Raw genomic sequence first — 13716 nt, forward strand, 5'->3', positions numbered from 1 at the left:
AGGAAACGATGCCCGAAGAAGCCTCGCCGCGCCGGCCGCGGGTCCGCATGGCCATGTCCGATCTGCACGGCTCCGTCGCCGATCCCGCTCTGACCTCGATGACCCTCCTGAACGAGATAGCGGGCAGGTTCCCCGACGCCGTCTCGTTCGCCGCCGGACGCCCGTACGAGGGCTTCTACGCACTGGACGACCTGCCGCGCTATCTGGCGGCCTTCGCCGCACACCTGGAGCGCGAACATTCCCTGTCCCCCTCCCAGGTGCGACGGACCTTCTTCCAGTACGGGCGCACGAAAGGCGTCATCCACGACCTGATCGCCCGCCATCTCGAGATCGACGAGGGTCTGGAGGTGGATCCCGAGTCCATCGTGGTGACCACCGGCTGCCAGGAGGCGATGGTCCTGGTGCTGCGCGCCCTGCACCGTGACCCGCGCGACGTGGCGCTGGCGGCGACGCCGTCGTACGTCGGTTTCATCGGCGCGGCCCGGATCGCCGGCATGCCCGTGCGCGGGGTGGCCGAGGGCCCCGACGGCATCGATCTGGCGGACCTGCGACGGCAGATCCGGGCAGCGAGGTCGGAAGGTGCGCGGCCCCGGGTGGTGTACGTCGTACCGGACTTCGCGAACCCCAGCGGCGTCAGCATGCCGGTGTCGGCACGGCGGGCGCTGCTGGAACTGGCGGCGCGGGAAGACGTGCTGGTCCTGGAGGACAACCCGTACTCGATGTTCCGTCTCGACGGCGAGCGGCCACCGACACTGCGGGCGCTGGACACCGAGAGCCGGGTGGTCTACCTGGGCTCGTTCGCGAAGAGCGCTTTCGCGGGGGCGCGCGTCGGCTACGCGGTCGCGGACCAGGTGGTCGTCGGCGAGGACGGGCGGGAGAGCCTGTTCGCCGACGAACTGGCGAAGCTGAAGAGCATGGTCACGCTGAACACCTCCACCGTGGCGCAGGCCGTGATAGGCGGCTTCCTGGTCGAGAACGGCTGCAACGTCGTCGCCGCCACCACCCGGGAGGCGGCGGTCTACCGGCGCAACCTGCGGGCGGTGCTGGAGGGCCTGGAGAGCCGGTTCGGTCCCACCTGGGCCCATCACGGAGCAGTCGGCTGGAACGCGCCCCGGGGCGGCATGTTCGTCGTCCTGACGCTCCCCTTCCGTGCCGACGACGCGGCCCTGGAGTACTCGGCCTCGCGCTTCGGCGTGCTGTGGACACCGATGCACCACTTCTACGACGGCGCGGGCGGCCTGACGCAGGTCCGGCTGTCCGTCAGTGTCCTCACCCCCGAGGAGATCTCCCTGGGCCTCGACCGACTGGCCAAACTGGTCGACGACCTCCTCTGACACGCCGCTCCGGCGGGCGCCCCGCCGGGCCGTCACCATCAACCCCGTTCCTTCGGGCCGGGTTTGAGGCGGCGGAGGGTGTAGCCCTCGCGGGCGGGGTCCAGGGGCCTGGTGGCCTCCTTGAAGAGGTGCTCGGCCCGCTCGTACGACAGCCGGCGCCGGCCCGTGTCCGGGCAGAGGTCGGCCGGGGCGGGGGTGCGGGCCGGGCCGGGGCGCCGGTCGGAGAGGAACACCGGGCCCCGGGTGCGGCCGGCCAGCAGCGGGGGCAGGAGGCGGGCCGTCCCGGAGCGCCAGCTCACCCACGTGCCGCCCGCGCGGGCCCGGCGGTCCTCCAGGTCCAGGTCCTCCACGTTCAGGGACAGTACGGTCGTGACCCCCGCGGCCGATTCGTGCAGGAGCAGCCACAGGGCCCGTTCCCGCAGCGGTACTTCGGGATCGCTCCACAGCGCGTCGAGCCGCGCGGGGTCCAGCGCGGACGCCCGGGGCCGGGGCTCGGGGCGCCGCTCCAGCCCTGCCGCGAGTCCGTCCAGGCCGGCCCAGGCGCCGAAGGACCGTACGGCCGAGCGGTGCCGGTTCCAGGTGCGGGCGGCCGCGGCGCCCCAGGCGGCCGAGCACACCCGCGCCACCTCCTCGGACGTCAGCCGGGACAGCGGCGCGGCGTCGCCGAGGTCCAGGCGCAGCCGCCGCAGGGTCTGCCCGTACGAGCGGACCGTCGCCGCGTCCAGATCCGCCCGGCCCAGGAAGCCCTCCGCGGCCCGGCCCAGGGTCGGACCCGGCGCGGGACCGGCCGGGCCGCCGGTGGCGGGGACCTGCTCCGCGCGCCGGCGCAGGAAGGCGCGCTCGGCGGCGTTCTTGGCGAGGGCCGCCGCCCGGAGGAACTCCAGCCGGGCCTCCGGGCCCCGGTCCAGGCGCAGCAGCAGGTCTCCCCGGACGCTGGGCAGGAGGTGGTAGTCGCGGAGCACGGGATCGGCGACCAGGGAGTCCACCAGGTCGAGGCCGGCCTGCGGACCGTGGGCCATGCCGAGCGCCACCGCCTGGTTGAGCCGGACCACCGCCGTCGGCAGCAGCCGCGCCAAGGCCCCGTACAGGGTCGCGATCTGGGTCCAGTCGGTCTCCTCGGCGGTGCGTGCCTGCGCGTGGCACACGGCGATCGCCGCCTGCAGCATGTACGGGCCGGGGGCCCCGCCGGCTTCCCGTGCGCGCAGCATCGCGGTGAAGCCGCGGCGGACGAGCAGCGGGTCCCAGCGCCCCCGGTTCTGCTCGTGGAGCTGGACCGGCTCGCCCGAGGGACCGGTGCGCGCCGCCGAACGGGAGGCCTGGATCTCCATCAGCGCGACCAGGGCGTGCACCTCGGCCTCCCGGGGGGCCAGCTCGGCGAGCAGCCGGCCCAGCCGGAGGGCTTCGAGGCAGAGTCCGGGCCTCATCAGGTCGTCGCCCGAGGTGGCCGAGTAGCCCTCGTTGAAGATCAGGTAGATGACCTCCAGCACCGAGGACAGCCGCTCGGGCAGCTCGGACCCCTCCGGCAGGTCGAAGGGCACGTGGTGCTCGGCCAGCGTGCGCTTGGCCGCGGCGATCCGCCGGGTGACGGCGCTCGCCGTGACGAGGAAGGCCCGTGCGATCTCCTCGGCCGTCAGGCCGCCCAGCAGCCGCAGCGTGAGCGCCGCACGGGCCTCGGCGGGCAGCACGGGGTGGCAGGAGAGGAACATCAGCCGCAGGACGTCGTCCTGTTCGGGCTCCTGTTCCTCCTGGTGCTCCCGGTTCTCCTCCAGCTCGTGCGCGAGCTGCTCCTGCTTGTCCGTCAGCATCCGGGAGCGCCGGATGTGGTCGACCGCCCGGCGCTTGGCCGTGGTCGTCAGCCAGGCGCCGGGGTTGTCGGGGACCCCGGCGCCCGGCCACTGTTCGAGCGCGGCGACGAGCGCGTCCTGGGCCAGTTCCTCGGCCAGGCCGACATCGTGCACCAGGCGGGTGAGCGTGGCGATGATCTTGGCCGATTCGAGCTTCCAGACCGCGTCGATCGTCCGCGAGGCGTCGGGCACGGGTCAGGGGCCGAAGACCTGCTGGACCACGCTCTCCCCGTCACCGACGATCCTGCGGAAGCGGCGGGCCAGCTCGATCGCCTCTTCCCTGGACCGGACCTCGATCAGCGCGAAACCGGCCACGGCCTCCTTGGCCTCGGCGAACGGCCCGTCCGTCACGGTGATCTCCTCGCCGGTGGAGGCCACCAGGATGCCGCCCGGTTCCAGGCCGCCCGTGGCCAGCAGTACGCCGGCGGCCGTCAGCTCCTCGATGAACTTGCCCATCTCGGCGTACAGCCGCTCGTCGGGGGCGGTCTCGGAAGGCTTCGTCGTCATCAGGTAGCGCATGGGGACTCCCTCGTCTCGTGGTGCCGAGCTGCTGCCGGTACCTGCTTACACGTCGAACCGGCGATGTGACAGGGAACGCGCGCATTCCCTGTCACATCGCCGGTTCGACGTATCGGCGAGAACCGAACGAAGCCGCGTACGACGAACCCGAGAGGCACCTGCCATGAGCACCCGGACCCCCACCGCGACCGCCACCGTCTCCTCCTCCGCCCCCGTCTCCGCCACCACCCGCTCCCTGCTCACCTGCGTGGTCGTGGCCTCCCCGCTGTGGGCGGTCGTCTCCCTGACCCAGGCCGCGACCCGCCAGGGCTTCGACATCACCCGCCACCCGCTGAGCGCGCTGAGCAACGGCAGCCTCGGCTGGCTCCAGATCACCAACTTCCTGCTCGCCGGCGTCCTGCTCGCCATCGGGGCGACCGGCCTGCGCCGGGCCCTGCGCGGTGCCCCCGGAGCCACGTGGGCGCCACGGCTGGTCCGGATCGCCGGCATCGGCATGATCGCCGCGGGAGCCTTCGTCATGGACCCGGTCGACGGCTTCCCCCTGGGCGCCCCTTCCGTGGAGACCGCCACCCTCACCTGGCACAGCTACGCGCACTTCGCCGCCGGGTCGGTCACCTTCACCTCGCTGATCGCCGCCTGCTACGTCCTGGGCCGGCACTTCGGCCGCACCGGGAACCGCCGGTACGCGATCGCCTCCCGGGTCGCCGGTACCGCCCTCCTGATCGGCAACGGCTGGGCCATGGCCGGCGGCCCGGCGGGCACCCTGACGCTGGCCGTCGGAGCCGTCACGGCCTTGCTCTGGGTCTCCGTGGTCGCGCACCGCAGTCGCCGCGGCATCTGATCTGCGGGGTCTACGGGGTCCATCCATGGGGTCTCCCGGGCTTTTAACCCGTGACGCGGAGGGTGTCAAGTCCCGAGTTTCCGGAACATGACCCGGATGTGCCGGCCGGGGCTTACTTGAGGCACGAGGAAGAGACGGAAAGCCTCACCCGAGGAACTCCTCCTCTCCCCTCGAATACCCCACCGTCCCGAATACCCGGGGCACATAAGCAATAGGAGAAGGTCATGAACCGTAAGACTCGCACCAACAACGTCGTCCGCACCAACCGTCGTGGATTCCGCATGGCGACCCTGGTCGCATCGGCCGCCATGATCTCGGGAGCGGTCATCCTTCCGGCCTCCATGGCGACGGCGGCCCCGGTGACGGCCCATGTGGCCACCGCCCTCCCGGCCGCCGGTGGCGCCGGAGGGGACGGCGGGGAAGGCGGCGGCGGCCTCATCGGCGGCGGTGGCGGCTCCGGCGGCTCCGGCGGGGGCAGCGTCCTCGGCACCGGCGGCCAGGGCGGCAACGGCGGCAAGGGCGGCGACGGCGTCCTGGTCGGTGGCGGCGGCGGTGGCGGCGGTGGCGGCGGTGAAGGCGTCGTCGGCGGCAAGGGCGGCAACGGCGGCGGGGGCGGCAGCGGCCTCTTCGGCGGCAGCGGTGGCAACGCCGGCGGCGGCGGCGACGGCCTCCTGATCGGCGGCCAGGGCGGCAACGGCGGCAAGGGCGGCAACGGCGTCTTCGAGGGCGGCAAGGGCGGCAAGGGCGGCAAGGGCGGCTTCGGCGGTCTGTTCGGCGGCCTCGGCGGCAACGGTGGTGCCGGAGGCATCAGCATCTTCTGATCGCTGACCCCGCACCCTGCTCCACGGGGTGGAGGCCTTCAGGGCCTCCACCCCCCAGATCCACCCTCACCACCCCTTCTTTGATCAGCGACATCCGTGCACACGGAAACGGAGAACCCCCATGTTCACGAGCTCCTGGCAGCGTCCGCTCATCCTGGCGGCGGCCTCCCTGGCTTTCGTCACCGGCACGGCGTGCGCCGCGCAAGCGTCGCAGTCCCACACCCCCACGAGCACCGTTTCCTCGCCCATGACCGGATCGCCCGCCCACTGCGGGTCCGGCGGAGCAGGCGGCGAAGGCGGCGAGGGTGGCGAGGGCGGCAAGGGCGGTCAGCCCGGCAAGCCCGGTGAGCCCGGCAAGCCCGGTGGAGTCGGCTGCTTCCGGTTCGACGACCTGCCGGACAAGTCCAAGTCGGAGCTGACGATGGTGGACAAGGTGCGCATCGTGGTGACCCTGCTGGCCGACGACTCCGATGAAATGAAGGAGAAGATCGCCAAGAAGTACAAGATCTCGACCGAGCAGATCGACACCTGGAAGAAGAGCTACGAGGACGGCGACTGGTTCGCCCTGATGGGTACCAGCAACCCCTTCTCCCCCCTCTCCACCTGATATACGGGCCCGACCGGCCGGTGGCCGGCCGGGCCTTTCTCCATCCGAATTCCAGACATCGTTTCCGGTATCGATTTCAACCATCAATGATCAATCGGCAAGGAGAATCCCATGCGTACGCGTTCCTGGAAGTTCCGTATAGGTCTTGTCATCTCGTCGACGTTGATCGGTGCCGGCGCGATGGCGCCCGCGGCCATGGCGGCGCCGACGGCCACGGTCACGACGGTCGCGGCGTCCAGCGGCTGGCAGGACGGTGGTGACAGCAGACCGGGCACGAGCCGCCTCACCGGCAAGGTCAAAGTGGGCAACGGCAGCGTCCGCGTCGGGGACAGGGTCTGCGCCGGCAACTGCAACGGAACGGTCAACGGAACCAACGGGGGCAACGGCGGAATCTGCGCCGGACTCTGCAACGGCAGCGCCAACGGCGGGAACGGCACCCAGGGCCGGCCGTCCGGCGACGGCACGAAGGGCGGCAACGGCGGAATCTGCGCCGGAGTCTGCAACGGCAGCGTCAACGGCGGAAACGGAGGCAACGGCGGCACCGCGTCCCCCGGCGGCGACGGAGGCAGCGGCGGCCGGGGCGGCAACGGCGGCATCTGCGTCGGCGTCGGCTGCGAGAGCAGCGGCCGCGGCGGCAACGGCGGAGCCGGCGGCGACGACGACTGACCGCCGGGCCGAGGGCCCGGGCACATCCCCCGTGGGGCGAGCACCGCTCGCCCCACGGGCGTGTGCAGGGATCGCTGGATAGACTTTTTTCGGGAGGCGCCTGATGGGCACGGCAGCGAACCAGGGCCTTTATACGGGCCGGGCCTCCGGCCTCATCGGCAGGCAGATCGCCGGCTACCGGATCGAGCGCATCATCGGCCGGGGCGGCATGGCCGTCGTGTACCAGGCGAAGGACCTGCGCCTGGACCGTACCGTCGCGCTCAAGCTGATCGCCCCGGAGCGCGTCCGGGACGAGGTCTTCCGGCGCCGCTTCGCCCACGAATCCCGGGTCGCCGCCAGGATCGAACACCCGCACATCGTCCCCGTCTTCGAAGCCGGGGAGATCGAAGGGGTCCTCTACATCGCCATGCGGTACGTCGCCGGGCCGGACCTGCGGGCCCTGCTGGACCGGGACGGACCGCTGCCCGTCCCGACCGCGCTGCGCATCGCCGCCCAGGTGGCATCCGCGCTCGACGCCGCCCACGACCACGATCTGGTGCACCGGGACGTCAAACCCGCCAACATCCTGGTCGCCGCGGGCACCGACAGCGAGCACCCGGAGCACATCTACCTCACGGACTTCGGGCTGACGAAGAAATCGCTGGCGCTCACCGGGTTCACCACGGCGGGCGAGTTCGTCGGCACGATCGACTACGTGGCGCCGGAACAGATCTCCGGGCGCCCGGTCGACGGAAGGTGCGACGTCTACAGCCTCGGCTGTGTCGTCTACGAGTCCCTCGCCGGCGGGCCCCCCTTCGTCCGCGACGATGCCCCCGCCCTGCTGTGGGCGCACCAATACGACAAGCCGCCTCCCCTGACGGAGAAGCGGCCGGATATCGCGCCGGAGGCCGGCGCCGTACTGGAGAAAGCTCTGGCGAAGGTCCCGGAGGACCGTTACGACTCGTGCCTGGAATTCGTGGCGGCGCTACGTGCCGCCACCGCCACCGCACCTGCCCGGCGGGCCGCTCCGCGCCCCGTGGATCCGGGGAGCGAGGCGCCGCCCGGGGAGCCGCCGAGGGAGCCGCCGGACTGGGCGCGGCCCGTGTTCACAGGCCCAGGGAGATGGCCAGGCGGGTCATCTCCGCCGTGGTGTTGATGCCCAGCTTGGCCCGGATGCGGCGCAGGTAGGCGTCGACCGTGTGCTTGGAGAGTCCCATGGAGCGGGCCGTCTGCACGTAGGTGCACCCGGCGGCGATGTGGCGGAGGGCTTCCTGCTCGCGCGGGGCGAGGACGGCTGCGGTGGCTGCGGTGTGGTGCGCGACGAGTGTGAGGCTCATGGGACTTCCTCCGGCACTTCGGCTCGATCATCACGGCTGCTCGCACCTTTGGAAGCAGGAGACATGTCCACGAATGTGAATGTATGTCCGTGTTAAAGAGCCTGTCGGTGGGAGTTCGCGAACCTGTCCGTCGTCTGTCACGGGCGTGTCACAGGGAAGGGGAGAAGGTCCTCGGAAGGTTTGCGGACCCCGGGTCCTGAGAGTCCGGGTCCCCGGAACCTGAGCTCCCCGGAACCTGAGGTCTCAGAACCCGAGGTCTCAGAACCCGACGAGGGACTGCTCGGCCCAGATGGTCTTGCCGAAGAGGGTGTGCCGGGTGCCCCAGCGCTGGGTGAGCTGCGCGACCAGCAGCAGGCCGCGCCCTCCCTCGTCGAAGATCCGGGCACGCCGCATGTGCGGGGCGGTACCGCTCGCGTCCGAGACCTCGCAGATCAGCGTCGTGCCCTCGTGGATGAGCCGCAGCTGGATCGGCGCCTCGCCGTACCGGATGGCGTTGGTGACCAGTTCGCTCACCACGAGCTCGGTGACGAAGGCGGCCTCGTCGAGCCCCCAGGCGGTCAGCTGGTCCGTGGCGCCCCGTCGGGCCTGCGCGACGAAGGAGGGGTCGGCGGGCAGGTCCCAGACGGCGACCTTGTCGGTGTGCAGGGCCCGGGTCCTGGCGACGAGCAGGGCCACGTCGTCCTCCGGGCGGTGGGTCAGCAGCGCCGTCAGCACCCGGTCGCAGACGGTGTCCAGAGTGGAGGCGGGCTGGATCAGGGCCGCGAGCATGCTGTCCAGGGCCTCGTCGATGTCGTGGTCGCGGGCCTGCAGGAGGCCGTCGGTGTACAGCGCGAGCAGGCTGCCCTCGGGAAGTTCGACCTCGACGGTCTCGAAGGGCAGGCCCCCCAGGCCCAGGGGCGGCCCCGCCGGAACGTCGAGGAGGTACGCGGAGCCCTCGGGGGAGACCACGGCGGGCGGCGGATGGCCGGCCCGGGCCGCCGTGCACACGCGGGTCACCGGGTCGTAGACCACGTACAGGCAGGTGGTGCCGATCCCGCCGGAGGATTCCTGGCCCGTCTCGTCCGCTGACAAGTGGATGATCAGGTCGTCGAGGTGGGTGAGCAGCTCGTCGGGCGGCAGGTCGACGTCCGCCAGCGTGCGCACCGCGGTCCGCAGCCGGCCCATGGTCGCGGAGGCGCGCATGCCGTGGCCGACGACATCGCCCACGACCAGGGCCACCCGGGCTCCGGACAGCGGGATCACGTCGAACCAGTCGCCGCCCACACCCGCCTCGCCGCCGGAGGGCAGATAGCGGGAGGCGATCTCCAGCGCCGACTGCACGGGCAGCGTGTGGGGGAGCAGACTGCGCTGCAGCGTCATGGTGCTCGTGTGCTCCCGGGCGGTCCGGCGCGCCCGGTGGATGCCCGTAGCCGCCCGGGCCGCGAGCTCCTCGGCCAGCCGCAGGTCCTCCGGATCGAAGGGCTCGCGCCGCTGGTGACGGCTGAAGACGGCCAGGCCGAGGGTGATCGCGCCGTCGCGCAGCGGCACCAGCATTATCGAATGGGTCCCGTACTCGCCGATCCAGGCGGCCCCTGGATCCTGCGCCACCCACCGCGCGACGGCCGGGTCGGCGGTCCCGTACACGGCGCCCCGCCCTGCGGCCAGACACTCCACGGGGGGCGACAGCGCCGGGTAGACGGCCGTCTCCCCGACCGCGAACCGGGACTCCTGGCTCCCGCCGAGCACCGACCGCACGGCGCTACGGGACACCGTGAGCGCCCCCGTACCGGGACCCGGGGACGGGGCCCCGCCGCGCGGGGAGGGTTCCAGCAGGTCGACGACCGCGAAGTCGGCGAGCCGGGGGACGGCCGCGTCGGCCAGTTCCTGTGCGGTGCGGGCGCTGTCGGGGACGGTGTCGATCCGGGCCCCGGCGAGGGTCGGCGGGAGCGGCTTGCGCGGGGCGGTCTCACCCGCGGCCTTGTCGTGTGCGCTCAGGTACACGGCCCGTGCCCGGCCGTCCGGGCCCGGTACGGGGGCCAGGGTGGTCGCCCAGCCGTTCGCCGAGCCCGCGCCGGGCGGCCGGACGAAGCCGTCCACGGACTGCGGCTCGCCCGTTTCCAGCGCCCGGCGCATCCCCCGCTCGACCTCCTCGCTCACCGGGCCGGGGGCGATCTCCGACAGGCGCAGCCCGCGCATCTCGGCCTCCGTGAGGGACAGCGCGTGGTGCATGCCGGTGTTCGCCCGCACCAGCCGCAGGTCCTCGTCGAAGACCGCCAGGACACAAGGGGAGCGGTCGAAGGCCCATTCGCCCAGGGGCCCGTCCCAGGACGCGGCCGCCGCCCCCGCCACCGCGGACACCACCAACCACTCGGCCGTCCCGCCGTCGGCCGTCCTGCGGTGGGCGAGGAGTCCCGTGTCCAGCCGGCGGCCGTCCCGGTGGCGCAGCGCCGCAGTGCCGCTCCACCGTTCCTGCCCGGGTGCGACCGGCCGCGCCGCAGTGCCCGTACCGCCGGATCCGGCGGTATCGCCGGGCCGGTCCGCGAGCAGATCCGCGGCGGGCATCCCCACGACCTCCGAGGCCAGGTAGCCGAGCAGCCGACGCGCGTCCTCGCTCCACCCGGTCACGATGCCCTGCTCGCTGACGGTGGCCGTGGCCGTGTACGCCGCACCCGGGGAGGCGTGCGTGGTCCGGGCGGGCCGCTCACCGGGAGGGGTGGGAAGTTGCTCCATCGCCGCTCATCTCGCCTTCGCTGGCCAGGGGCTCCACTGACAAGCATGAGACGGCGCGGCAAGGAGCACCAACGCAGTGCCGTCACGCGCCCGGAGCGGCCTGCGCGAGCGGCGCGGCTGCGGACGGTGCGGCGAGCCGCAGGGCCGCCGGGCCCGGTGCGGCAGGCCGGGTGGGCGCGGGCTCCTTCGCGGGGCGGCGGGCCGGGACCCGGCAGGACCGGCCGTCCGCCTTGGCCACCGGCAGGTCCAGGAGCCGGCGCTCCTCCGAGGCGACCAGCGCGCGCGGGTCGACGGGGGCGCCCAGGACCGCGAGCCGGGCGAGGGCCAGGACGAAGGTGCGTCCGTCGTCCGGCACCTCCCCGGTGACGGGGACGACGTGGACGTCGCCGTGGCCGGTGAGGTTGCGGCGGACCGAGGTGAGGAGCGAGGTCCCGCCGGCCACCTGGAGGAAGACGCGGGCCCCCCGGTCGTAGGCGGTGCGGACGGCGTCGTCGAAGAGGACCGGCGCGGACGCGTGCCGGGCCCACAGGCCGCGCAGCCGGTCGGGGTCCTCGCAGACCTCCGCGGTCACGGAGGAGACGAACGGCACGGCGGGGCTGCTGATGCGACGGGTGGCGAGGCCCGAGCGCACGGCCTCCTCGGCGCGGGCCAGCCGCGGGGAGTGGAAGGCGTTCGACACGTCGAGCGTCGCCGTGACGACCCCGGCTTCCGCGCAGGCCCCGCGCAGGGCGGCGAGACCTTCCGGAGTGCCGCTGACCACGACCTGCCGCGGCTGGTTGAAGCAGGCGAGCCACACGTCGTCGATGCCGTCGACGAGCCGGCGGCAGGTCTCCTTGTCGGTCTGGACCGCGAGCATTCCGCCCCGGAGCCCGGCCCCGGCCCGCCGCAGGGCCGCGCCCCGGTGCACCAGCAGCCGGACGGCGTCCACGTGGGTCAGGGCGCCGGCCGCCGCGGCGGCCGCGAACTCCCCGGCGCTGTGGCCCAGGGCGAGGTCGGGGGTGACGCCGCAGTCGGCGAGGACCCGGGTGGCCGCGATCTGGACGGTGCCGAGCAGCGGCTGGCACACCTCGGTGGCGGCGAGCATGCGCCCGAGCTCCCCGTTGTCCGTGAGCGGGGCCCGGGGTGCGGAGGCCTCGCCGTAGAGCAGGTCGGCCAGGTCGAAGCCGAGGCCGGCCCGGGCCACGGCGCTGAGCACGCAGACGGCCGAGCGGTAGGCGGGGAACCTCTCGTACAGGTCCCGCATCATGCCCGGACGCTGACTGCCCTGGCCGGGGAAGAGGAAGGCGATGCGGCGCCGCGCGGCCGGCAGCGGGGCGTCGGCGGCGAAGGCGCCGTCGCCGAGGTCGCCCCGGGCGCCGGCGAGGAGCTGCTCACGGGCTCGGCGCAGCCGCTCGACGAACGCGTCCGTGCCGGTGGCGACGATGGCGAGCCGGGCCGGCAGCGGCGCCCGCGCGCCTAGGGTGTGGGCCACGGCCGCCAGCGGCGTACGGTCCGCCGCGTCGAGTACGTCGAGTACGTCGAGTACGTCGAGTACGTCGAGTACCTCGCCGATGTGCTGGTCCAGCAGCTCGGGGTTTCCGGCCGAGAGGAAGACGAGCTGGGGCCGGGCGACCTCGGTGTCATCGGCGGCTCCGGCGCTCCCGGAACCGGCGGCGCGGTGCGCGGGCCGTCCGGGGACCGGTCGGGGGACCGGTTCGGGTCGCTCCTCCAGTACCACGTGGACGTTGGCGCCGCCGAAACCGAACGAGCTGACGGCGGCACGCAGGGGAGCGCCGCCGCCCGGAAAGGGCCGCGGTGTGTCGGCGAAGCGCAGGCCCGCCGCGGAGATGGCCAGGTCGGGGTGGGGGGTGGTGGCCGGCTGTGGCACGACCGTGCGGTGGTGGACCACCAGGGCCGTCTTGATCAGTCCCGCGATGCCCGCCGCGGCCAGGGAGTGCCCGATCAGGGCCTTGCCCGAGGCGAGGTAGCACAGGGCCGGGTCGTCGTCGGGGTACTCGGTGCGCAGCCGGCGCAGGGCCTCCACCTCGGTACGGTCCCCGGCGGCGGTTCCGGTGCCGTCGGCCTCCAGGAAGCCGACGGAGGACGGGGCGACTCCGGCGTCCTCGTAGGCCCGGCGCATGGCGCGGAGCCGGCCTTCGACGGAGGGGACCAGGGGGCCGGGGGAGGCGCCGTCGTCGGCCGAGCCGATGCCCCTGATCACCGCGTAGACGCGGTCGCCGGCGGCGAGGGCGTCGGCGAGGGGCCGCAGGACGACGACGCCGGCGCCCTCGCCGAGGACGAAGCCGTCGGCCTCCGCGTCGAACGGGCGGCACACCCCGGCGGCGGACAGGGCGCGCAGCCGGGAGAAGCCGACCAGGCTGTCGGGGGCGAGGTTGAGGTGCACGCCGCCGACGAGGGCGATCCGGCAGCTGCCCCGGCGCAGGTGGGCCACCGCCCGGTCGAGGGCGACCAGCGAGCCGGAACGGGCGGCGTCGACGACGACGCCGGGTCCGCCCAGGCCGAACCGGCGGCTGACGGCGCCTGACGCGCGCATGCGGGCCGTCACGAGGTCCTTGCGGTCGGACACCGACAGTCCGACGAAGACCCCGGTGTTCTCCCGGTCGAAGTCGCCGCGGCCCATCCCCGCGTCGTCGAGGGCCTCGCGGCTGACGTCCAGCAGCAGCCGGTGCTGCGGGTCCACGGCCCGCGCGCGGGCGGGCGGCACCCCGTGGTGCGGGGCGTCGAAGCGGTCCACGGAGTCCAGGAAGGCGCCCTGGTCCGTAGCGGCGGGATGGGGGGCCGACCGGTCGCCGGGGGCGTGGAAGGTCCCGCGGGTCCAGCGGTCCGCGGGCACGGCGCCGAACTGCCGTGCCCCGCGCAGGAGGAGGTTCCAGTAGCCGAGGACGTCGGGGGCGCCGGGAAAGCGGCAGCCGAGTCCGATGATGGCGATGTCAGTCATGGCGGGTCCGCCTTCGGTCCGGATGACGCGTCGCTCCTGCGGGGCGCAGGACGGTCGCTTTCCACCGTGCCCGGAGGCGGCGCGGGGCCGTAGACCCGGCTATTCGTTACTTGACAGGGCC

Annotated in this window: 11 protein-coding genes; 6 read left to right on the top strand and 5 right to left on the bottom strand. The window is 73.5% G+C overall.

The features are described 5' to 3' along the window. The first annotated feature begins 8 nt into the window (after window positions 1-8). Window positions 9-1334 (top strand): PLP-dependent aminotransferase family protein, encoded by a 1326-nt coding sequence (locus OG276_RS32880; RefSeq protein WP_266910927.1) that lies wholly within the window; start codon window positions 9-11, stop codon window positions 1332-1334. 38 nt (window positions 1335-1372) lie between these two features. Here the strand turns inward: OG276_RS32880 and OG276_RS32885 are convergent, their stop codons facing one another. Together OG276_RS32885 and OG276_RS32890 are read right to left on the bottom strand one after the other, a co-directional pair. Continuing rightward, window positions 1373-3370, bottom strand: coding sequence for a sigma-70 family RNA polymerase sigma factor (locus OG276_RS32885; protein WP_266910929.1), 1998 nt, complete (start codon window positions 3368-3370; stop codon window positions 1373-1375). A 3-nt stretch (window positions 3371-3373) separates the two neighbouring features. After that, window positions 3374-3697 (bottom strand): YciI family protein, encoded by a 324-nt coding sequence (locus OG276_RS32890; RefSeq protein WP_266910931.1) that lies wholly within the window; start codon window positions 3695-3697, stop codon window positions 3374-3376. A 163-nt stretch (window positions 3698-3860) separates the two neighbouring features. Between OG276_RS32890 and OG276_RS32895 the strand changes: the two genes are divergently transcribed. From OG276_RS32895 to OG276_RS32915, 5 genes are all read left to right on the top strand, one after another. Next, the gene (locus OG276_RS32895) at window positions 3861-4538 is read left to right on the top strand and encodes a DUF998 domain-containing protein (protein ID WP_266910933.1); all 678 of its coding nucleotides are present in this window, start codon (window positions 3861-3863) and stop codon (window positions 4536-4538) included. Between the two features lie 224 nt (window positions 4539-4762). Further along, a complete protein-coding gene (locus tag OG276_RS32900) occupies window positions 4763-5359 on the top strand; it encodes a hypothetical protein (protein WP_266910935.1) in 597 nt (198 codons plus the stop codon). A 121-nt stretch (window positions 5360-5480) separates the two neighbouring features. After that, window positions 5481-5966, top strand: a complete 486-nt coding sequence (locus OG276_RS32905; RefSeq protein ID WP_266910937.1) for a hypothetical protein — start codon at window positions 5481-5483, stop codon at window positions 5964-5966. 111 nt (window positions 5967-6077) lie between these two features. After that, window positions 6078-6632 carry a hypothetical protein gene (locus OG276_RS32910; protein ID WP_266910939.1) on the top strand — a complete coding sequence of 185 codons (555 nt, stop codon included), beginning with the start codon at window positions 6078-6080 and terminating at the stop codon, window positions 6630-6632. Window positions 6633-6735: 103 nt separating this feature from the next. After that, a complete protein-coding gene (locus tag OG276_RS32915) occupies window positions 6736-7767 on the top strand; it encodes a serine/threonine-protein kinase (RefSeq protein WP_266910941.1) in 1032 nt (343 codons plus the stop codon). Here the strand turns inward: OG276_RS32915 and OG276_RS32920 are convergent. The 3 genes from OG276_RS32920 to OG276_RS32930 all read right to left on the bottom strand — a co-directional run bounded on the left by OG276_RS32920 (window position 7718) and on the right by OG276_RS32930 (window position 13595). After that, window positions 7718-7948, bottom strand: a complete 231-nt coding sequence (locus OG276_RS32920; RefSeq protein WP_266910943.1) for a response regulator transcription factor — start codon at window positions 7946-7948, stop codon at window positions 7718-7720. The genes OG276_RS32915 and OG276_RS32920 overlap by 50 nt on opposite strands. 258 nt (window positions 7949-8206) lie before the next feature. After that, a complete protein-coding gene (locus OG276_RS32925) occupies window positions 8207-10657 on the bottom strand; it encodes a SpoIIE family protein phosphatase (RefSeq protein ID WP_266910945.1) in 2451 nt (816 codons plus the stop codon). A gap of 82 nt (window positions 10658-10739) precedes the next feature. After that, entirely contained in the window at window positions 10740-13595 is a 2856-nt protein-coding gene (locus OG276_RS32930) for a type I polyketide synthase (RefSeq protein ID WP_266910947.1), read from the bottom strand. Window positions 13596-13716 lie beyond the last annotated feature (121 nt).

Source organism: Streptomyces sp. NBC_00086 (assembly GCF_026343255.1).
Lineage (GTDB): Bacteria > Actinomycetota > Actinomycetes > Streptomycetales > Streptomycetaceae > Streptomyces.